This is a genomic window from Streptomyces sp. HM190 (assembly GCF_009857135.1).
GTDB lineage: Bacteria > Actinomycetota > Actinomycetes > Streptomycetales > Streptomycetaceae > Streptomyces > Streptomyces heilongjiangensis.
This window is the reverse complement of record NZ_CP047318.1, coordinates 4631226-4650689: the sequence shown is the minus strand read 5'-3', so window position 1 is coordinate 4650689 and position 19464 is coordinate 4631226. Positions and strand designations below refer to the sequence as shown.

Annotated in this window: 22 protein-coding genes and 1 pseudogene; 13 read left to right on the top strand and 10 right to left on the bottom strand. The window is 68.2% G+C overall.

Translation table 11 applies throughout. The features are described from left to right. Both GSY65_RS19800 and GSY65_RS19795 read right to left on the bottom strand, forming a co-directional pair. Nucleotides 1-465: an ATP-binding protein gene (locus GSY65_RS19800; protein WP_159770597.1), complete on the bottom strand. Its 465-nt coding sequence runs from the start codon at nt 463-465 to the stop codon at nt 1-3. A 279-nt stretch (nt 466-744) separates the two neighbouring features. Next, complete coding sequence (locus tag GSY65_RS19795) at nt 745-1485, bottom strand: GntR family transcriptional regulator (RefSeq protein ID WP_159770594.1); 741 nt, start codon at nt 1483-1485, stop codon at nt 745-747. Nucleotides 1486-1577: 92 nt separating this feature from the next. Here GSY65_RS19795 and GSY65_RS19790 point away from each other — a divergent pair, with 92 nt between their 5' ends. Beyond that, nucleotides 1578-2675: a DUF1152 domain-containing protein gene (locus GSY65_RS19790; protein WP_159770591.1), complete on the top strand. Its 1098-nt coding sequence runs from the start codon at nt 1578-1580 to the stop codon at nt 2673-2675. A 229-nt stretch (nt 2676-2904) separates the two neighbouring features. On the opposite strand, the gene GSY65_RS19785 is transcribed toward GSY65_RS19790, so the two are convergent. The 3 genes from GSY65_RS19785 to GSY65_RS19775 all read right to left on the bottom strand — a co-directional run bounded on the left by GSY65_RS19785 (nt 2905) and on the right by GSY65_RS19775 (nt 6596). Continuing rightward, nucleotides 2905-3798 carry a hypothetical protein gene (locus GSY65_RS19785; protein WP_159770588.1) on the bottom strand — a complete coding sequence of 298 codons (894 nt, stop codon included), beginning with the start codon at nt 3796-3798 and terminating at the stop codon, nt 2905-2907. A 186-nt stretch (nt 3799-3984) separates the two neighbouring features. Further along, nucleotides 3985-5166, bottom strand: coding sequence for a hypothetical protein (locus GSY65_RS19780; protein ID WP_159770585.1), 1182 nt, complete (start codon nt 5164-5166; stop codon nt 3985-3987). Nucleotides 5167-5645: 479 nt separating this feature from the next. Continuing rightward, nucleotides 5646-6596, bottom strand: a complete 951-nt coding sequence (locus GSY65_RS19775; protein WP_159770582.1) for an ETEC_3214 domain-containing protein — start codon at nt 6594-6596, stop codon at nt 5646-5648. A gap of 53 nt (nt 6597-6649) precedes the next feature. On the opposite strand from GSY65_RS19775, the gene GSY65_RS19770 reads away from it, so the two are divergent. Beyond that, complete coding sequence (locus GSY65_RS19770) at nt 6650-6898, top strand: DUF7660 family protein (RefSeq protein ID WP_159770579.1); 249 nt, start codon at nt 6650-6652, stop codon at nt 6896-6898. 350 nt (nt 6899-7248) lie between these two features. Here GSY65_RS19770 and GSY65_RS19765 read toward each other — a convergent pair whose 3' ends face one another. Both GSY65_RS19765 and GSY65_RS19760 read right to left on the bottom strand, forming a co-directional pair. Next, on the bottom strand, nt 7249-7512 hold the full coding sequence (locus tag GSY65_RS19765; protein WP_159770576.1) for a hypothetical protein: 264 nt from the start codon (nt 7510-7512) through the stop codon (nt 7249-7251). Between the two features lie 396 nt (nt 7513-7908). After that, the gene (locus GSY65_RS19760; RefSeq protein ID WP_236579909.1) at nt 7909-8469 is read right to left on the bottom strand and encodes a DUF5994 family protein; all 561 of its coding nucleotides are present in this window, start codon (nt 8467-8469) and stop codon (nt 7909-7911) included. Between the two features lie 185 nt (nt 8470-8654). On the opposite strand from GSY65_RS19760, the gene GSY65_RS19755 reads away from it, so the two are divergent. The 4 genes from GSY65_RS19755 to GSY65_RS33345 all read left to right on the top strand — a co-directional run bounded on the left by GSY65_RS19755 (nt 8655) and on the right by GSY65_RS33345 (nt 10029). Then, complete coding sequence (locus tag GSY65_RS19755) at nt 8655-8957, top strand: hypothetical protein (RefSeq protein ID WP_159770573.1); 303 nt, start codon at nt 8655-8657, stop codon at nt 8955-8957. 147 nt (nt 8958-9104) lie between these two features. Beyond that, a complete protein-coding gene (locus GSY65_RS19750; protein ID WP_159770570.1) occupies nt 9105-9377 on the top strand; it encodes a hypothetical protein in 273 nt (90 codons plus the stop codon). Between the two features lie 87 nt (nt 9378-9464). After that, the gene (locus GSY65_RS19745; protein WP_159770567.1) at nt 9465-9821 is read left to right on the top strand and encodes a PRC-barrel domain-containing protein; all 357 of its coding nucleotides are present in this window, start codon (nt 9465-9467) and stop codon (nt 9819-9821) included. A gap of 37 nt (nt 9822-9858) precedes the next feature. Next, on the top strand, nt 9859-10029 hold the full coding sequence (locus GSY65_RS33345; protein ID WP_201452598.1) for a hypothetical protein: 171 nt from the start codon (nt 9859-9861) through the stop codon (nt 10027-10029). 127 nt (nt 10030-10156) lie between these two features. Here GSY65_RS33345 and GSY65_RS19740 read toward each other — a convergent pair whose 3' ends face one another. Beyond that, nucleotides 10157-11110 (bottom strand): ion transporter, encoded by a 954-nt coding sequence (locus GSY65_RS19740; RefSeq protein ID WP_159770564.1) that lies wholly within the window; start codon nt 11108-11110, stop codon nt 10157-10159. A 498-nt stretch (nt 11111-11608) separates the two neighbouring features. Between GSY65_RS19740 and GSY65_RS19735 the strand changes: the two genes are divergently transcribed. From GSY65_RS19735 to GSY65_RS19725, 3 genes and pseudogenes are all read left to right on the top strand, one after another. Continuing rightward, the gene (locus GSY65_RS19735) at nt 11609-11827 is read left to right on the top strand and encodes a hypothetical protein (protein ID WP_159770561.1); all 219 of its coding nucleotides are present in this window, start codon (nt 11609-11611) and stop codon (nt 11825-11827) included. 29 nt (nt 11828-11856) lie between these two features. After that, nucleotides 11857-12210, top strand: a pseudogene (locus GSY65_RS19730) (sporulation protein); the annotation flags it as partial. A gap of 210 nt (nt 12211-12420) precedes the next feature. Then, nucleotides 12421-12876, top strand: a complete 456-nt coding sequence (locus GSY65_RS19725; RefSeq protein WP_159770558.1) for a tellurite resistance TerB family protein — start codon at nt 12421-12423, stop codon at nt 12874-12876. A gap of 557 nt (nt 12877-13433) precedes the next feature. On the opposite strand, the gene GSY65_RS19720 is transcribed toward GSY65_RS19725, so the two are convergent. Then, nucleotides 13434-14366, bottom strand: a complete 933-nt coding sequence (locus tag GSY65_RS19720) for a M56 family metallopeptidase (protein WP_159770555.1) — start codon at nt 14364-14366, stop codon at nt 13434-13436. Nucleotides 14367-14372: 6 nt separating this feature from the next. Continuing rightward, entirely contained in the window at nt 14373-14762 is a 390-nt protein-coding gene (locus GSY65_RS19715) for a BlaI/MecI/CopY family transcriptional regulator (protein WP_159770553.1), read from the bottom strand. A gap of 179 nt (nt 14763-14941) precedes the next feature. On the opposite strand from GSY65_RS19715, the gene GSY65_RS19710 reads away from it, so the two are divergent. The 4 genes from GSY65_RS19710 (at nt 14942) to GSY65_RS19695 (ending at nt 19434) form a co-directional block, all read left to right on the top strand. Beyond that, nucleotides 14942-15208: a GlsB/YeaQ/YmgE family stress response membrane protein gene (locus GSY65_RS19710; protein ID WP_159770551.1), complete on the top strand. Its 267-nt coding sequence runs from the start codon at nt 14942-14944 to the stop codon at nt 15206-15208. A gap of 90 nt (nt 15209-15298) precedes the next feature. Beyond that, the gene (locus tag GSY65_RS19705) at nt 15299-15874 is read left to right on the top strand and encodes a TerD family protein (protein ID WP_159770549.1); all 576 of its coding nucleotides are present in this window, start codon (nt 15299-15301) and stop codon (nt 15872-15874) included. Nucleotides 15875-15988: 114 nt separating this feature from the next. After that, the gene (locus tag GSY65_RS19700; protein WP_159770547.1) at nt 15989-16645 is read left to right on the top strand and encodes a hypothetical protein; all 657 of its coding nucleotides are present in this window, start codon (nt 15989-15991) and stop codon (nt 16643-16645) included. Between the two features lie 626 nt (nt 16646-17271). Beyond that, nucleotides 17272-19434: an ATP-binding SpoIIE family protein phosphatase gene (locus tag GSY65_RS19695; protein ID WP_159770545.1), complete on the top strand. Its 2163-nt coding sequence runs from the start codon at nt 17272-17274 to the stop codon at nt 19432-19434. Nucleotides 19435-19464: the final 30 nt, after the last annotated feature.

Sequence of the window (19464 nt, the reverse complement as noted above, 5' to 3'; positions counted from 1 at the left end):
TCAGAACAGAACGGGCCCGAAGACCTCATCAGGCGACCATGCGTCGGCCATGGTGAACGAGACAACCGTCCCCCCGAAGCGGCTGGGACCGGAGTGCCACGAGTCGGCGATGGAGTCGACGAGGAGCAGCCCACGCCCATGGGCATCGCCGGCGTCCGGTTGCCGCATGCGCACACTCGCCGGGAACCCCGGATTGTGTACCTCCACCCGAAGCGACGTCTCCACGCGGTACCACGCAACGCGCACCATCCAGGTCTCGTCAGCCCGCCCGTAGAGAATCGCGTTGGTCACCAGCTCCGAGATCATCAACACGCAGTCGTCGATCGAGCAGGCCGGGTTGTACGGGGCGATGAACTTCCGGAACCAGCGCCGCGCCCGCGGGACGGACTCCGCGACGGGGTGCAGGGTCATGGCACCGAGTCGCGGCGAGTCCGCAGAGGGATAGCGGTCGATCGAGTAGGCCATCCGCACTCACTCCTTGCCGCTGCCGTCGCAGTCGAGGCAGCGTCGTTTCGACGTGGCACGGACGCGGTCGGTGGCCGTCGAGAGCGCCAGAGCCGTGCGAGAGCCGACGCGCTTCCATCCGCGCCCCCGACATCCCCGGCAAGTTGCACGCGCGCCCTGGTCCGGCCGCTGACTCGTCACTCCGTGCCCCCTTCCGAATCCAAGTGGCCTTAGCCACTTTCTGGATAGTGGCATTAGCCACTTGGACTGTGCAAGCGGTTCGACGCAACTGCCAGGCCATCAGGTGAGCGGGTAGCCCTGCTCGAACGCCCAGCGATGCGGCGGGTAGGTGGCTTCGGCGAACTCCAACGGCCGGTCCTGGAGGTCGAAGACGACGTGGTGAACGATCAGGACGGCGGACCCGGAGCGCAGTTGGAGATCCGCGGCCTCCTCTTCCGTCGCATCGCGAGCACACATGCGATCTTCCGCGTAGCTGCCCTGACGCCCCGTCATGTTCTCGACGTACATGAGCGTCCCTTCCTGAATCCGTTCCGGCTCCAGGAGCTTCGGCGCACGCTGACCGACGTCCGGAGCGAACCACGAAGTGGACAGCGTGATCGGCCCGTCCTGGTTGTTCGTCACCCGCCGCCGATGCACGGCCCGGCGGTCCTTGACCAGGCCCAAAGCCTCAGCAACGTGATCCGGGGCCTCCATCCAACCGGCCGAGGTGATCACCGCGTACTCACCGGGCGTGTAGATCTTCCCGGTCTGCCGAGCCCGCCCGTACAACTCGCGCGCCCGACGGTTGACCTCCAGGCTCCGCACGTACGTGCCCGAGCCCTGACGCTTCTCGACGAGCCCCTGATGGCTCAGCGCCTCCAGCGACCGCGCGGCAGTCGGGCGGGACACGTTCCAGCTCGCAGCCAACTGCCTCTCCGAGGGAACCTCGTCCCCCGGCCGCAGGTCACCCCGAAGAATCTGATCACGGATGTAGTGCGCGATCTGGAGATACTTCGGCTGAGCCTCCTCGATCTGCGGCATGCCGCCTCCTCACCTTTCCCATAGCCAAGTGGCTATGGCCAGTAGCCACTATAGGATGAGTGGTCAACCCCGGACCCCGTAGGCTGAACCGCATGAAGCGGTTGATCGTCGCAGCAGGAGGAGGGGGCGACGCAGTCGCCGCCGCAATGCTTCACACAGCCCTCTACGGCGACGAGGACCCGGCGGTGATCCTCACGTATGCGTGGGACCGCCTGTTGATCGACCCTGTACCGGGCCCCCGAGGACCGAACAACTTCACCGGCCTCCAGCACCTCACCCCAGCAGTCCGGGCAGTGTCGGCCGAGGCCCGCCCGATCGCTCCGGCAGGCTCCACCCTCCCCCGACTCGCGGCAGAGCTCCCGCACACCTTCGCGCTGATCGACCCACGCCACGGAGTCGAGGGCATCACCCGCCAACTCGAAGAGCTGGTAACCCACTTCTCACCGGAGTCGATCGATCTCCTGGACGTCGGCGGAGACATCCTCGCCCGAGGCGATGAGCCGACGCTCAAGAGCCCGCTTGCCGACGCCGTCACGCTTGCCGCGTGCTGCCAGGTGAACGCACCGATCCGCCTCTTGGTGGCAGGCCCCGGCCTGGACGGCGAACTGCCTCCTGATGACCTGCGCGGCATGCTTGGCCCGCTCGTCCACACCTTCACCGCCAAGGACGTGGAGCCGATCAGCTCGGTCCTGGAGTGGCACCCGTCCGAAGCAACCGGGATGCTCGCAGCGACGGCCCGCGGCGTACGCGGCACGTGCGAGATGCGGGACGCCGGCCTTCCCGTCCCTCTCACCGACGAGGGTCCGACCGTCCATGAGGTCGACCTGGACGAGGCGCTGAGCCGCAACGAGTTGGCCCGCGCTATCACGACGACGGCCACCCTGGACGAGGTCGAGGCCCACAGCCGCGAGATCTGCGGGTACTCAGAGATCGACTACGAGCGCAACAAGGTCACGTGGCTGAAGGACCAGCCGCCGACGAAGCTTGACCCCGAGGCTGCATTGATCCGACTCGATGAGTTCGAGGCGGAGGCCCAAGGCCGCGGAGTGACCCATACGACGTTCCGCCGCATCACCGAGGCACTGAACTGCAACGGCTCTCTACGCGAGGACCTGCGCCAACTGCTGATCAGCAGCCGTCCGGAGCAGTACGACGCGCCCTTGTGGCGGATCACAGGTCCTGCTGAGTAACAACCTTCTTCACGGGTTCAAGTGCGGCTCGCTCCGCTCACCGCGCGCGGCCCGGCCCCCGGCCGGGCCTGCGCTCCAGTCTCCGCCCCGCTCCAGCCCGGCCGGCGCCCGTACCGCGCCCATGGCAAGCAACTGCCTGGCATCAAATGGAGTCAATCAGGGTTGGGACGAGTGACCCTACCGAAGCTGAATGACACAGAGGAGGTGGCGGAACCCGCTACAAGTGCTCTCACGTCTCACCAGCGGACGAAGATTCGTCCAGCCCATCCTCTACATCAAGTTGACCAGTTACCCCCTCCGCTGCTAGCTGTTCCGGATTAGCCTTGAGGAGCCTACTTATTGCAGCTTGCCTTTCGGCATCACCACTTAAGAGAACTTCCAGCCGGGAGGTATGGAAGTGAACCTTACCTTTAAGCTCCCTCTTCCCTAAAACCGTAGCCATGCCACGGAGGAGGGTCACCTTCAAAGAATTTAGCTCTTTCGCCTGCCATTTAGCAGAAATCCCAAATGTGGCTTCGCGCAACAGGTCGTCACCTATCAGGACCACGGAGTCAGGTACCTGAGCTGTACCGAGCACGCGTACAGCGGCGAGGTAAACCCGTTCCAACAACTGCCTATAGCAGTACTCTTTCTCGACAGGATCCTGATTTTCGGCCGTCGTGGGATCGTACGGGATCAGGTAAAGGGGGCGCGAGTCTCCGCCGACAGCGGATGAGACAAGAACTCGACCCAATACCTTTACAATGTGGGATTTATTGCAAGGCCGACTAAGCCTCAGCTCTGCCCATAAGCCGCTATCATCTATTTCGAGACCGAGTGTCCCATATTCCGCTGTGTCAAATCCTGCCTCTGCGACCTCAGTGCGCAGTTCCTCAAGACATTGCATTTGCAGCTCAGCATCCTCAATCGGAAGCGTGTAGAGGATGAAAGCCTCCCCTGAGACGCTGAGCGATGATTCAGCATCCGCGCCTGCTATTAGCAGCTTACGCGCCTGGCCAGCCGTGCTGGACTCGGAGCCGAATCCTGAGGCTTTACACTCCAACACCAAATGATCGCCGGATTCGTGATGGTGAACCACGATATCCGGCTCGGGCGGAGCCGGATTCCATCCGATTGAGACCAACTTCGGCTTGATAGACGAAGAGAATGGAAAGCGGGGCCCAAGCGCCCGTAGCCGATAACCGGCCTCGAAGTAGGGACGTGTCGGACTTACGCCCTTCGCTTGATCCGAAACTAACCACAAACACGAGTTAACCTGAAAAACAGGATCACGAGTGAGCAATTCCCCCCCTTTTTTGACACAGAGGCGCTATGCCGCAACGCTTGGAATTAGGGTACCGTATTCCCTGTCACCAATGTAAGCGGCGACCTTTGGATCAATGAAACGCTGAATATTTGACACCAGGCGATTGACAGAGTTTCCGCACGTACCATGCGGAAGTATGGCCACGACGCGCGCAGGAGTAAACTCCATTACTAGTGGCTGCCAAAGGTGTTGATCGATGGCGTTTGCGTGCACCTTAGTTGCATTCAGCCAATTAGCGTAGCCCGTAAGCCTAAACCTGTTGCGCCTATTGTTGAACATGCTCATGACCCAGCGCCGAAACAGATCCTCCGTGAGTGGCTTACTGAATACAATTTCAGCTACAGAACCGATGCTAGTCGCACCGAGAGAGCCGGAAGAGGCCACAGAAGTCCAGAGTTGTCGCTCCACGCTGCGCGTCAATGACCTGTACATTCCCACCACCCCATGTAACGTGGTGCGGTGGTCGACAAAGGATCCACTTCGATTGGTGACTTTGCCGTCATAGTAGAGATCGTGACCACCTCGACCCTGCGCAGGTAGACGCATTTGAGTAATCGAGGCCAGCGGCGCATATTCCTGCTGTAGCGGATCCATCTTCTGCGCCATCACTTCGAGCTTATCGACCATGGTGAAACGTGAGGTACGCCGCTCGTCTGGAAGATACTCCCCTGCTTCTTCCTCAGATACCTCGTAAATCGATTCATGCTCGAAGGTAATTTTCCCGTAACGCCGACCGCTGTTCCCTGCCAGCACATTCGACCACAACGCCATGAAACTCTGTGACGACAGCCAGAGGTGATCAAGAAATGGGTTGGTTGCGACAGCGGCACGCACTAGCTTGTCTGACTGATTGGATGGCAGCAGGGTGTAGAGAGTCAGGTACCTGGAGTCGACCTGCTCCACTAGAGCGACACGTTCACCACTCTCGGTAGAAACGTCGAACGCAGTTTTTTCCTTCGAAAGTGGCACCGCTTGCAAGCCACTTCGCGAGAACAATTCCTCAACAGGGAGGCGTGCACTCGGGTTACCACCGTCGACCGTTTCTAAGATATAGCTTTTCTGAAGTCCTGCGGTAAGCCTTTTATCTTCAAGCTGCTGAACCGCGGAGCCGTCACCCGAAAAATAGTCAAAGTAGTCAGACTTGCGATCGAATTTCGGCAATAAGGCATTCTGTGGCACTTTCATTTTCCCCCCTATTTCCGCCGTTGCCGCATGCCAACACCCAATCGTACCTGTCGTGACACATCGTCAACAGAGCTATACCACGACCGAAGGGCGCCATACCTCGCCCATCCATGATCCTTTCAAAGTGACGGCTGACGTGAAGCCATGTGGAAGCAGTGTCTTCCTGCCCTGGCCGGGTACCTCCAAGCGCCTAAGAAGGGCCCTGAAGTGCGCTAACGGCCCCGCCGGCACAACTTGCTCTGAGGGACGGCACTAGACAGCGTGGCTGAGCCCGGTGGGGGTGCGGCGAGGCATACGCGCGCCTGGTCAGTCGGCGCACCCGCCGTCGTGGCTGACTGTCGTCGGCTGAGGTTCGTGCCACAACCGTGCCAGATGCAGAGGTCAACCACGGTTAACACTGGTGTCCCGCGGTCGAGTAGCGGCTCGCTTCCTCGATCGGCAAAGCCGCAGCTCAGCCCGCAGATCACCCAGCCTCTCTCCTAACGCGGTGATCGTGGGCTTCCGGATCGTCGTTGTAGCTGGCTAGGAAGTCGGCGTCGGGCCTTCTCCCAGGCCGGGCGTCCCTCGGCCCTTCGCAACTCCCTTCGAACCCTGACCTTGGCGAGTACCCCCGGGGGCTTCTCGAGCGTGCGTACCAGGTCGTAGTCAGGACCGCAGCGCGGATCCTCGGGGCAGATGTTCAGCCGTTCCATACCCTGAACCATCAGGCTGTTCACAACCGCACGTGCGCGGTATGCGTCGAGCGCCTGCCGTTGATCCGCTGGGAGGCTTTCGATCAGGTCGCCCCGGAGGAACGCCGAGTTCTCGGGACCCAACCGCTCCATGGCTCCTGCTTCGCCAGCCCGATGACCGGTACCGGAGACGCCGCACATCCACGTCATGTAATGCCCTGGGTTTCCGAAGTAGTACGTCTCGTAGTACTCGTGACGCCGAGCACCCTTCCACGACGCAATCTCTTCGGGATGCGGCAGGTGGAGGGCATCGCTGACTTGGGCGAGACGTGTACGCCCCAGGCGCACGTAGAGGGCAGGACCATTGGAGTACCAGGAGGAACCTATTCGGATCTTGGGCTTGAACCGCTCACTGGTGGTGGTGAGAGAGTATGCGACGACGTCTGACTCACCGCTCCAGGTCGTCAAGTAGCCCTCGGTCGCCAAAGGCCATACACGTTCTGTGAGCCCCAGGCGGCTGCCCTCACCGGGTGTGATGCTCAACACCGGCACCCTGAGTTCAAATGCGGGCTCCCCGAAGAGGGCTTCGACATAGGCCGGCCGCACGCCGGGAGCGAGCTGCTTGAAGTTGTTGGTCCAGGTGCGTCGCCTGCCCGGGCCCTTCTTCCACCACTTGGTCACCGTTCCCATGAGGGTCAGTGCCGCCACCACCCCACCCATGATCTTGCCGATCTCGGCAAGAGTGCTCAGCCAATCCACGGAAGGCATCTTGCATCCGAGCGGCGCGCCGCGTGTCACGTTCCACCAACTCGGTGAACACTTCTCCTGATCACGTCGACAGCAGAGAAGACCTGGCTGCCTTCGTCCGTGCCCTTCACCGCAGCCACACCGAGCAGGGCCACTCATGGGAGAACGCGGACCTCGCGGGTTTCCTGGAGGCGCTGGCAGCCTGGATCGACGACGCGGACGGCTGGTACAGCAACGCCGGCCGCAGTCTGCCCGCCAGCGGTGACTGGAGCTGCTTCGCGCGAGCCTTGCAGGCTGCGACCGCCTACGAGTAGTCCGTGGCTCACAGCAGACGCGCAGAGCGGACGGCAGCGCCCGTGCCAGACACGTGCCAGATCGTGCGGGGAGCCACGGGGAACGGCGGGGACCAGGCCGCCCGGTCAGTCAGGCCGTGCGCCCGCTCCGCCGCAGTTCAGCCAAGCAGCCGCCTACCGAGAACCCAAGCTTCCCAAGCTGAGAGCGCGAGTTCGATTCTCGTCACCCGCTCCATGCGAAACCCCCAGGTCAGAGACCCGGGGGTTCTTTGTTGTCCAGACCGGTGGGTGATCGCCACACCACAACCGCACCACTTGTTCTCCGTAAGCTGGCCCTGCCCCCTACGGACGCACCCCGTCCGAGCGGGCGCTCACGGCCCCTCACGGGTGCGGCACCGCAGGCGGTGGCGGAGCCGTCCGTGTCCGGCGACATGCCGACGTCGCGTGCCGGTCGCCCCTGTCCGGTCACTGCCCTTGCGCGGAGCCGACGGTGGCGGTCCCGCGACAGGTGTTCTGGAGTGACCGTAGTGGAAGGCGGCGATACGGTCGCCGTGCTGTGAGTTGAGCCGTTGGATGAGGAGCGCGCCGAAGGCGATCATCGCGATGATCACGATGAGGGTCAGGAATGTCTCCACGGTTCTCACCTTCCCGTCACCTGATGCGGCATCGCTGCAGTCACGGCGGCGGCGGTCGAGAAGTGAAGCGGTCAGCGGTTTCGGCTGCCGGCGGATGGGAGACGGTCACGTTCATGTCGCGGACCCTGCCCCGGGCCGGTGACGACCAGCCCGGTGTACTCGATCGCCGAAAACGGCACGAGCCTGACAGCGGTGCGCGAAATGTCCTCGGTGTCTTCGAGCGTACTCCTCGAACGGGCCCCGCGGAGCGCCGCTCGACGGAAGCCAGGTCCCCTACGGGGCCCCGGTCCCGTAGACCACTGGTCCCCCGGGTCCCCCGGGTCCCCCGAACGACTGTCCCCGGGGGCACGAACACGTCGAAGCTAGCCCCGCGAGCGACTGGCGGCGCCTGCCCGGCTATTCACCGTCGGGCTGTTCGCCCGGGGACTGTTCACCGGGGCTCTTCACCACGCCCCCGAGGACTCGTGCAGTGCTCGGGTCCGTTCGTCCGGTGCCCGTGTCGATGAGGATCTGCTCGGCCCGCCTCCTGCTGCCGGCGCGGACCGCCTCGGCCATGGCGGCGCGCGCGGCGTCGGGCGTCGCGTGCGGTGGGACCACGAGGAGGGAGAAGAGATCCTGCTCGCCCCGGGTGATGAGGACGGTGTCGTCGCCGACCGGGAAGGAGTCGATGTGGACGACGCGGTCGTCGACGGTCATCCGCGTCGGAAGTTCGTCCCATGCGTCGGTGTCGAGGCCGACGCGTGTGATGGGCCCGAGGTGCTCGGTCAGTGCGCCGATCAGGCTGGGGAGTTCGGCGGCGATGTCGCGGGAACGAGGCCACCACACCCCGTCGAGCACGCCCTGCCGGTCATGGGTCGTCTGCAGCCGCACGAGAGCAGTCCCCGGCCGCACGGCCTGGTGCACGGCGTCCGGCAGAAGTCTCGTCACCCGCGGGGAGTCGGAGCCGGAGTCGACCATCGCACTCGCCTGCCTACCTGGATCGAGGGGACCGGGTGGCTTCCTCGTTCTCACGGTACTCCGCGCCCCGTCAGCGTGCGGGAGGCCGCCGGTGACCCGCAGGAACTTCGACGGCTGTCGGAGTAGGGCGGGAATCCGATCCGTCTCGTACGGGCACGTCCGACTCCGATGACTCCGAGGTCGTCATGCGGTCCATGGAAACACCCTCGGACGGCCGCGCCGAGGTCTGTGTCGTAGCCGCCTCGCCCGAAGTCGCCCGTCGGGTCGCGGAGGTTCTCCGCCGTTGCTTCGACTCCACCGAGCAGCGCAGCTACCCCTCGGGTCCCGACGGGGGAACTCGTCTCGACCTCACCGTGGACACCGCCCACGCGGCAGAACCCGCTCGGTCGTGGCTGGAGAGCAGCCGGTCCGCGGGAGGCGGGCCGTTCACGGGGGACGGCCCCTCCACGGGAGACAGCCGTTCCGTGGAGGACGGCGTACGGCGGTAGGGGGACGGGCGTCAGGGAACTGAGCGGTCTGCCATGCTCCGCCCTCACGAGACCGCCGGCGGGCCGTACGCCAGGTACCGGCGTACGGCCCGGAGTAGGGTGAACAGGGAGAGCCGGTCCGGGAGCCCAGGACGAGTGGCGGCGACCATGGCAACACTGCACCAGCGGAAATCCCACCGCGAAGCGATCATGAAGACCCTGTACCAGGACATGGAAGCACGTGGCCTTCCGGATGTCTCCGGGGCCAGGCTGCGTGACGAGTTGGAGATCCCCGACCACGACCTGGCCGCGGCGTGCACCTATCTGGTGGGCGAGGGACTGGTCACGGTCCGCTGGGCCCATGGCGAGGTGCCTGCGACAGTCGTGCTGACGCATCAGGGGATACGGCTCATGGAGGCCGAGGAGGAGAACAGCGGCTGACCGCGCCGCGGGGGGGGCGCCTTGAGACGCGAGGGCCGGGGTACTCGTGCGCACCACCCGGCAGAGCGCGCAGACAGGGAGCAGGCCATGATCCGTCCAGCCGACATCCGCGAGTGGCGCAACCAGGACGTGGTCGACGAGAAGCAGCACAAGATCGGCATGCTCGAAGCGGTCTACGTCGACACCGCCACTGACGAACCGGCCATGGCCACGGTCCGGACCGGACTGCCCACCCGTCACCGGCTGGTCTTCGTCCCGCTCGACGACGCGGTCGTCGGACCGGACTACGTCCGGGTCTCCTACGCCAAGGGGCAGGTGCGGAAGGCCCCGTCGATCGGGACCGACGACGTCCTGCCGGCCGAGCGGGAGGAGGAGATCTTCCAGCACTACGGCATGACGTACCGGACGGGGGCGGCCGGCGAACGACAGCTCGCACGCCGGTGAGCGTGGGCGCACGGCCGGGACGAGGTGGTACGCCGTGATGGCGCTCTTCCTCCTGCTGCTGCTTGTGGCCGTCGTGCTGGGAATCATCGGTGTGGCGGTGAAGGGCCTCGGCTTTCTCCTGGCCACGGGCATCGTGGTCTTCGCCGCAGCCGTGATCTCCTTCACGGTGCTGGTGTCCCGGCGCTCCCGGCGGCGTCCCGTCCGCTGACGCCGAGGCGGCGAGCCTTCGTCCACCACCTGCCGCGGCCCAGCGAACGCTCCCTCGACCACGGAACCTCCGACCGGGACCGGCTTGGCCTCCTCAGTGGCTCATGACCAACCCTCGTCGCCGATTCTCACGTGTGACCCGCGGTCGGCGGAGCGGTCGCTTCCGTCGTGGTCGCGCGGGGTGTGGGGAGAAGGTCCGGGTCCAGGCTCTCCTCCAGGCGGTCGAGAGCGCGTCGCGCCTCGGCGATGCGGTCGCGGAGGTGTCGTTCGCGGGAGGCCGCCGCCCCCGCGACTGCCGCAGCGTGTCCGCCGCCTTCCCGGCGTTCCGCTTCCTGCTCCATCTCGCGGGCCTCGTCGAGGGAGGTGATGACCACCCCGATGAGGACGTTGACCAGCACGAAGGAGCCGAGCAGGACGTACGAGGCGTAGTAGAGGATGCTCCAGCGGGAGATCTCCAGTCCCGCGCGGACCGCGTCGCCCAGTCCGTCCAGGGTCATCAGGAGGAAGAGGGTGAGGACGGCACGGCCGATGGAGCCGTAGTGCTCGGGGTCGTCGTCGGCGAAGAAGACCCAGCCGACCATGGCGTAGACGTACAGCAGCAGCGCGCCGACCAGCAGGAAGCTGACCGTGCCGGGCAGGCTGCGGGCCACCGCCACGAGCACGATGCGCAGTTGGGGCAGGAACCGGGCGGCGCGCAGCACGCGTGCCAGGCGCAGCAGCCGCAGCACGGTGGCGTTCTCGCGGACGGCCGGCAAGGCGGCGGACAGGACGACGGCGAGGTCGAACAGGTTCCACGGGTCGCGGAAGAAGTCCCCTGGGCGGTCGGCGTGCGCACACGCGCGCAGGAGAATCTCGGTCGCGAAGGCGGCCAGGAAGCCGTACTCGATCAGCTTCAGCTCGTCGTGCCACCGGTCCACGACGCCGGAGTAGGTATCCACGCCGAGGACGACCGCGTTGGCGATGATGAGGGCGAAGACAGCGACGGCGAACCAGCGGGCCTCGGTCACCGCCCGGCAGTGGCAGGCCACGAGGTGGCGAACGGATGGGCGAGCCGTCAAGCGTGTGGTCCCGTCGTGCGTCATCGGGTGTCCGCGGCTCCCTCACCGGCGAGTCGTACGGGGGCGAGCCGTACGGGCTTCTGCAGGAAGTGGATCTTAGCCAGTCCGCACTTCCGTGCGATGTCTGCCGTGTGAACCCCGGTTCACCGTAGGCGCGTTGAGCGCTGCGTACGGCGTGGCCGACCGCCCGGCCGGGCCTCCTGCGCGTGCAGGGGCCTGGCCGGCACACCAGCACACGCGACCTCACCCCGCCAGGCCCTGCGGCGGTCCGGGCCCAGGTGGCATGCTCCGCCGACGCCTCGCTCCGATGCCCGATGCCCGACATCCGGTATCCGGTATCCGATGACCGATGACCGATGACCGGGAACGGCCCTCCGGCCAGCTCACGTATCCGTTTTCGGACTTTCCCGCCGCGTCCGCGCCGACCGTCGGCTTCCTCGCCCCTGGCGACCCTATGCTTCTACGCATCTGTAGAAGGTCCGGCGCGGGCCGGGCCCCGCACCCACCGTGGAGGCGACACGCATGGCTTCGATCGATCTGGACAAGGTGCTCGACAAGGCATGGGCGGACAAGAGCCTGGCCGAGATCCTGGCTGCCCCGGTCGGGGCGCTTAAGGGCGTCTCGGACCGCGACGGCGAACTGCTCCAGGAGGCTTTCGGGGTCAAGACCGTGGCCGACCTGGCGGACCTCAAGTACGTCCGCTGGGCTCAGGCTCTCGCCGCTCTCGACGCGGCCGGGTAAGCGGCCCGCGAACCGCCGTGCCGCCGCGAAGCCCCGGCCATGACGCGCCGACCCGGTTCACCGTCTCCCACGAGGGCGTCGAGCAGCAGGACCGGAACGCGATCGTCGACGGCTGGATCCAGCAACTGGTGGAGCACCGGGCGCCGTACGGCTCGCACACCGCCCACGGGCACGGGGACCCGTACGCGCACGGCCACGGGCAGGGCGGCCACGGCGATCACCACCAGGACGGCCACCGTTCCGGCCCCGGCGTGGGCACGACCGGTGCGGCCGGTGCGGCCGGACTGGCGGTCGGCGTCGTCGTCGGCGGGATGGTCGCGGCCGAAGTGGTCGACGAGGTCGGCGACTTCTTGGAGGGGGACAAGGAGGAAGAGGAAGGCTGACGGGCCCCGGACACACCCCCGGCCGGACCGCGGACGAGGGTCCGGTCGGCCGGATCGGCATCCCGTCGTCCCGGTAGACCTCCCGTCGAACGCCCGGGAGACGAAGGGAACCCATCCGGCCCGCCGCCAATTTCTACATTGGTGTAGAAAAAGAGGGTGCCGGGTCGCTACCGAGGCGGCCCGGGCCTCGATCGACCGTATGGAGTTCTCATGGCCCTGTGGGACCGCATCAAGGAGTCCACGTCGACGCTGCAGACGCAGCTCATGGCGAAGAAGAACGACCTGAAGAGCGGCGCCTTCCGGGACGCCAGCATGGCGATGTGCGCGCTCGTCGCCGCCGCCGACGGCACCATCGACCCGTCGGAGCGGCGGCGGGTCGCCCAACTCATCGCCACCAACGAGGTACTGCAGAACTTCGACGCCATGGATCTGCAACGGCGCTTCGACGACAACCTCAACAGGCTCACCGCCGACTTCGACTTCGGCAAGGTGAGTGTGCTGCAGGAGGTCGCCAAGGCGAGGAAGAAGCCCGCCGAGGCCCGCGCAGTGATCCAGATCGGCATCGTCATCGGCGGCGCCGACGGCGACTTCGACAAGACCGAGCAGGCCGTCGTGCGGGAGGCGTGCTTCACCCTCGGCCTGCCGCCGCACGAGTTCGACCTCTGAGCGGCCTGCGGGGCGCATGCGCCGGGCCCGGGCCGAGTCCCTGGCCGGGGCCCGGCACATACGCCCCGGCCGAGAACAGGTGCATGACCGTGGACGCCGGGCCGCCCCGCACACGGGCCCGGACCCCGACGGCCTGCCGGGGCGGTGTGAGGGCTGCCGCCGCACGGTGCCGTTCGAGGACCGCCGGACAGGCGGTGGCGCGGTCGCCGTGGTGGGCCTGGCGCGGCCCTCGGCGTCGCGCCACCAGCGGTCGACCACCCGATGTCACCGGGTACTTGGGGCTTTCCGGCGGTCGGACTCGGAGGGCTTTCCGGCGGTCGGAGTCGGTCGTCGACCGAAGGAGAAGGGCGCGGCCTCGGCCTGGCCCGGCGTCCTGACCGGCGGGCTGACGCCGGTCGTCCGCCTGCTCTCGGCCCCGGCCTCCCGGGGCCTTGCCTGCTCCCGGGGCCTGCCGCTCGGCCCCGGCCTCCCGGGGCCTGCCGGACGGCCCCGGCCTCCCGGGGCCCGCCGCCGGACCCGGCGTCCTGCCGGACGGCGCCCGACCGGCGCCGTCCCACTCACAGGGGTGTGGCGGCGTACAGGATGAAGAACATGGTCACCGCGGAGTTCGCGGACGACATCGCCGACACGGCCGTGCCCGCGGCGGCTCCCCAGGCGGCCAGGCCCACAGTGGTGAAGACCGAGGGCCAGTTGCGTACCAGAGGAGCCGGGCCGAGGAGGGCCGTCACCCGGCGCGGAACCGGGCCGGGTGCGGCGAACCCCGCGAGGGTCGGCACCGGGGTCCCCCGGGAGACCAGGGCCGCCTTGCCGATCGCGCGCGCCACCGTGCGGCGGCTGCCCACCGTCCGAGCCGCCTCCTCGTCCGCCCAGCGTTCCGCCGTGTACGACACGGCCGTCCGCAGCGGTCGCAGGAACGGGTTGGCGCGCGCCGCGAGTTGGACGGCCAGCAGGAACCGGTGGTGCCGGGCGGCCAGATGGGCGCGCTCATGGGCGAACAGGGCCCGGCGCTCGGCCGGTTCGAGACAGGACAGCAGTGCGGTGGTCACGACCACACGGTCCCGGAGCCCGCCGGGCAAGGCGTACGCGTAGGGGACGTCATCGGGCAGGACGACCACCTCGGTGGCCGGCAGCCCGCCGAGCGCCCGGTGAGCCGTGCGGCGCACCCGGCCGTGCCGCCACAGTGTCCGACCGCAGACCACCAGCACGGCGAACAGCGCGGGGATGGCGGCCTTCCCCACCACTTCGTCGTACGGCACCGCCGCGCGCACCTCGGGGTCGGACCAGCCGTCGGGCAGCGGGTTGCCGGGCAACTGGGCCGTGCCGACCACCATCACCAACCCCAGGCACAGCGTGCTGCACGCCGCCATCACCGCGGCCACCCAGGTCAGCAGCCGCGTCGCGGCGCGTGGATGCAGGTGCTGTTCGGCCAGGCGCGCCATGGGCCATGCCGTGAGCGGCAGGACCAGCGGCAGAAAGACGAAGACCCCCATGAGGTGTCAATCTTCCCCTTCGCTCCCGCTCCGACCCAGCAGTTCCCGCAACAGCCGCTCGTCGTCGGGGCCGAGGCCGGTGACGAAGCTGGCCAGCACCGCCCCGCGGTCGCTCTCCGCGTCCAGCACCTTGCGCATCTTGTGCGCCGCGAGGCCCGCCTGGTCCGAGGCGGGTGTCCAGGTGAAGGACCGGCCCGCCCGCTCCCGGGTGACCGCGCCCTTGGCCAGCAGCCGGGTCAGGATCGTGATCACCGTCGTGTAGGCGAGGTCGCCGCCGAGCCGGTCCAGCACCCAGCCGACCGTCGCCGGCCCCTCCGCCTCCCGCAGCGCCGACAGGACCTGCGCCTCCAGCTCGCCCTGCCCCCGCCGCCGGGGACGCTGCCGGTGATCCGTCACGCCCTGTCTCCTGTCCGCCGCCGCCCGTTTCCCGATCGGACATCGTATCGACGCCCCCCGGCCGATCGTCCCACCGCGAGGCACCACCTGTTATCTACAGAAGTGTAGAAGGCGGGTCGCGCGGACAGACACCTCCGTGCCACACCAATGACAACGGCGGTACGAGGAGAGTGGAAGACATGGGCGTCATCGCATGGCTGGTACTGGGGCTTGTCGCCGGAGCGATCGCCAAGGCGATCCTGCCCGGACGTGATCCGGGCGGCTGCGTCGGCACGACGGTCATCGGCATCGCGGGTGCCTTCATCGGCGGCTGGCTGTCGGCAAAGATCCTCGACCGGCCGGTGGAGCGGGAGTTCTTCGACGCGGCTACCTGGGGCTCGGCCGTCGCGGGCGCGCTTCTCCTGCTGATCGGTTACCGCATCCTCTTCGGACACTCCCGCGACTGACCCGAGACCGGCAACCCATTTTCTACAGTGTTGTAGATTTAAGGTCGGCCCCTACGGGCCTCACCCGACGTCATCGAGAAGGAGTGCGCAGTGGGAGTTTCCCTGTCCAAGGGTGGCAACGTCTCGCTCAGCAAGGAGGCCCCCGGCCTGACCGCGGTCCTGGTCGGCCTGGGCTGGGACGTGCGCACCACGACCGGCACCGACTACGACCTCGACGCCTCCGCCCTGCTGCTCGACGCCTCCGGCAAGGTCCTGTCCGACAGGCACTTCGTCTTCTACAACAACCTCACCAGCCCGGACGGCTCGGTCGAGCACACCGGCGACAACCTCACCGGTGAGGGCGAGGGCGACGACGAGTCCGTCAAGGTGAACCTCGCGGCCGTACCCGCCGAGGTCGACAGGATCGTGTTCCCGGTCTCCATCCACGACGCCGAGAACCGCGGCCAGAGCTTCGGCCAGGTCCGCAACGCGTTCATCCGCGTCGTCAACCAGGCGGGCGGTACCGAGATCGCGCGGTACGACCTGTCCGAGGACGCGTCGACCGAGACGGCGATGGTCTTCGGCGAGTTGTACCGCCACGGCGCCGAGTGGAAGTTCCGCGCCGTGGGCCAGGGTTACGCCTCCGGCCTGGCCGGGATCGCCGCCGACTTCGGCGTCAACGTCTGACCCGGGACCGCCCCGGCCGGGACCTCTCCTCGCACAGGTGGGCCCGGCCGGTCCTCGCTCATCCCCTGCCGAAGTGCCCCTGCTGCCGAAGTGCCCCTACCGTCAGGAGACCGTGTGGCCACCCCGCTCCGCCTCCACCCCGAGGACCGGCCGGACTTCGAGGCGGTACTGCACCTGGCGCTGAACAGCCCGGACGTCCGGAACGCCCTGCGCTCCGACCCGACCGACCGGACCACCGCCCGCCTGCGCGTCCGGGCGCGCGGAGACGCCGACGCGATCGTGTCCGCGGCGCAGCGCGAGTACCGCGCGTACCTCGACCTGCGTACGTTCACGCGGGAGAACACAGAGCAGCACCGCCCCGCCGATGCCGGCTTGCTGCCCGCCGTGGCCGTGCTCACCCCGCCCGTGGCCGCCTCGTCCTCCGCGATCCTGCTCGTCCTCGGCTACACACTCCAGCTGATGGACGTGGGGGGAACGCTGCCGGACTCGCTCGTCACCGCCGGCTGGACCCTGGCGCTCGTCGCGTCCATCAGCGCGTACGTGGCCATGGCGGGACTCGTGACCACCGCCGTGCGTCGACGTGGCGGCTCCCCGCCGCCCGCGCGCCTCGAACAGACGCGGCTGGACTGGCAGCAGGCCCTGCTCACTCAGGGCATGCTGCCCCACCTGCGCAGATACCTCAGCGAAGAGCAGGCACTCCAGCCCGCGGCACAGCCACCGGCCGACTTCACCACCGACTCCCCCGCTGACGTCCCGCCCGCCGGTCGGTAGCCGCACGCCCGCCCCGACCGTCCAGCGGGCCGATCCGGCAACGCCGTGGATCCCGTACGCCGTGGATGCCGTACGGCGTGGATCCCGTACGGCCCGAGAGCGAGCGCCCCGCATCGGCGACGGCCGGCAGATCAGCCTGACCAAGGCTGACAGCCACGCCCTCGCCTGCAGGCGCGGCCTCCACCGACGGCGGACGGCGGACGGCGGGCCGGGTCGACTCCCCGGGCAGCCGCTCGGTCCCCGGCGCGGGTCGGCCTCCTTTCGAGAGCCCGGACGGGGCCGGGCCGGGCCGCACGACGGAGACCCCGGAGAGCGGCAGCAAGCTGTAGAGGCACGAGCACGCAGTCGAGCATTTGTCCGCAGCGCGCTGCGACAAGGCCCTCGGAAGGGTGAGCCGCACTCGTCCGTCACCGAGCGTTGCCATTCTCACCGAGCGTCGCCGTCCGTCGCCGTGCGCGCTTCGTCCGTCACCGTGCGCGCTCCGCTGTGCGATCCGCTGGTCGGGCGAAGCGGCCCCGGGTGTTATTGAATGGGTATGCGGTCAGGAACCTCGGGGCCCCGACGCCGGGGTTCTGATACGGCCCCGGCGCTGTGTCGGGGTGGGCGAGCGAACTGAGAGAAGCCGCATGGACTCCACGCCCTCCCCCTCGTCCTCGTCGCCGTTCGACATGGTCAGCAGCGCTCTGGGGAAGTACATCCCCCGCGGCGGAGCGGCAGCGGCCGCCGGTTCTGCCGGCACACGGGACGACGGCGCCGCCCACCGGCGCACGCACGCCGATCCGCCCCCCGGCGATCAGGAGCAGATCCTCGGCGCGGTCAATCTGGACCGGGACCTGGTCATCACCCGCTGCAATCTGGACGCCCCCGTCTTCGCGGGCGTGGAGGCCGTGCCCGGAAGGCCTTTCGTCGCTCTTCTGCCTCCCTGGGACATACCGACGGTCACCCGGAGGTTGCGGCAGGTCCTGGAGACCGGTGAGCCGCACGTCGCCCGGGTCCAGCGCCTGCGGCGCAGCGACGGGTCGGAGCTGGTGGTCTCGATGAGCATCCTGGCCGCCGCGGAGCCTCAGGAGGGCCTGACCGTCACGCTGATCGCCATGGCCAGGAGGCTGCACCTGTACGCCGCCGAAACCGTGATCGGCACCTCCCTGGACATCGGCGAGACCGCGCAGTCGCTGGCGGAGTCCCTGCTGGCCTGGGGAGACGTGACCGCCATCGACCTCGACTTCGCCGTGTGGACCGGCGAGGCGGTCACCGAGCGGCCGCAGGGACGGATCCGGTTGCGGCGTGCGGCCCTGGTGCCGGACCGGGCGTGGCCCGACGGCTACGTGACCCCGGGCGACGATCTTCCCTGCGACGCTAGCCGCCTGCTGTCGCGGGCGATACGGCGTGACGACGCCGCGCAGGCCATCGTCCTGCCCGACCGGGAAGCGATCGAGCGGGTCCTCGACACCCCACGGCTGGTGCGGGCCCTCGTACCCGGTGACCAGGCGGCGTGTGTGGCGTGCATACCGCTGGTCCTGGACGGCGCGCCACCCGTCGTCCTGGGGGTGGCGGAGGTCTGGCGGCGGGCGGGCCACCCCTTCGAGGACAGCGAGCTGCTCGACCTGCAGGAGCTGGTGGCCAGGACCTCCCACCACGTCGACCTGGCCCGTCAGCACCAGCGCGAGCACACGCAGGTGCTGGCGTTGCAGCGCCGGCTGCTGCCCCGGTCCGGCGGCGACACCGTCGAAACGGCCAGCGTGTACCAGCCCGCCACCCCCGACAGCGCGGGCGTCGGCGGTGACTGGGTGAACAGTTTCCCGCTGCCGGACGGCCGTACCGCGCTGGTGGTCGGTGACGTCGTCGGGCACGGCCTGGGAGCCGCGGCGACCATGGGACAGCTGAGCATGGAGGCGCGCGCGCTGCTGTCCGCCGGGCTGGCGCCCGACGAGGTGCTGGAGCACCTGGACGAGACCGTGGCGCTGCTGGACGACGCGGAGTCCGGGCTGGTGGCCGGTTACAGCGCCCTCGGGTCGACCTGCTGCATCGCCGTGTACGACCCGGTCAGCCACCGCGTGGCCCTGTCCAGCGCCGGCCACCTCCCCCCGGTCCTGGTGACACCCGACGGGCCCGCCGGTCCGGTCGCGGTACGCCCCCACCCCGGGCTGGGCGCCGAGTTCGCGCTGCGCGAGCCGTTCGACGTGCACACGTTCGCCGCGCCCCCGGGCTCGCTGCTCGCGCTCTACACCGACGGTCTGGTGGAGGATCCCGCGCTGTCGATCGACGAGGGCATCGCGAGGCTGGCGGACACCGTCTCCACGGTGCACCCCTGGGACGCCCTGCCGCAGGCCGCGCGCCACGTGGTCTCGGCGCTGGCGCCCGCGCACCGGCGCGACGACGTGACCCTGCTGCTCGCCCGCATGATCGGCTATCGCAAGGGGGACACCGCGACCTGGCGCCTTCCCGCCCGCGGCGACGTGGCCGCCCGGGCCCGCACGCTGGTCTCCGGGCTGCTGGAGCGATGGCGCACCAGGGACGACACCCGGCACAGCGTGCTGCTGGTGGTCGACGAACTGGTCGCCAACGCGGTCCGCTTCGCCGAAGGCCCCCTCACGGTACGGCTGATCAGGACCGGTCACGGGCTGCTGTGCGAGGTGGGCGACACCGGCAACGGCAGGCCGCGGATGGGCGGCGGCGGGCTCCTCGACGACAGCGGTCGCGGCCTGCGCGTCGTGCACGCGCTCACCACCCGGTGGGGGGTGCGGTGGACCGACACCGGCAAGGTGGTCTGGGCGTCCGTCGAGAGGTGACGCGGCTGCCTGCGGGTCGGCGGGCGGCGC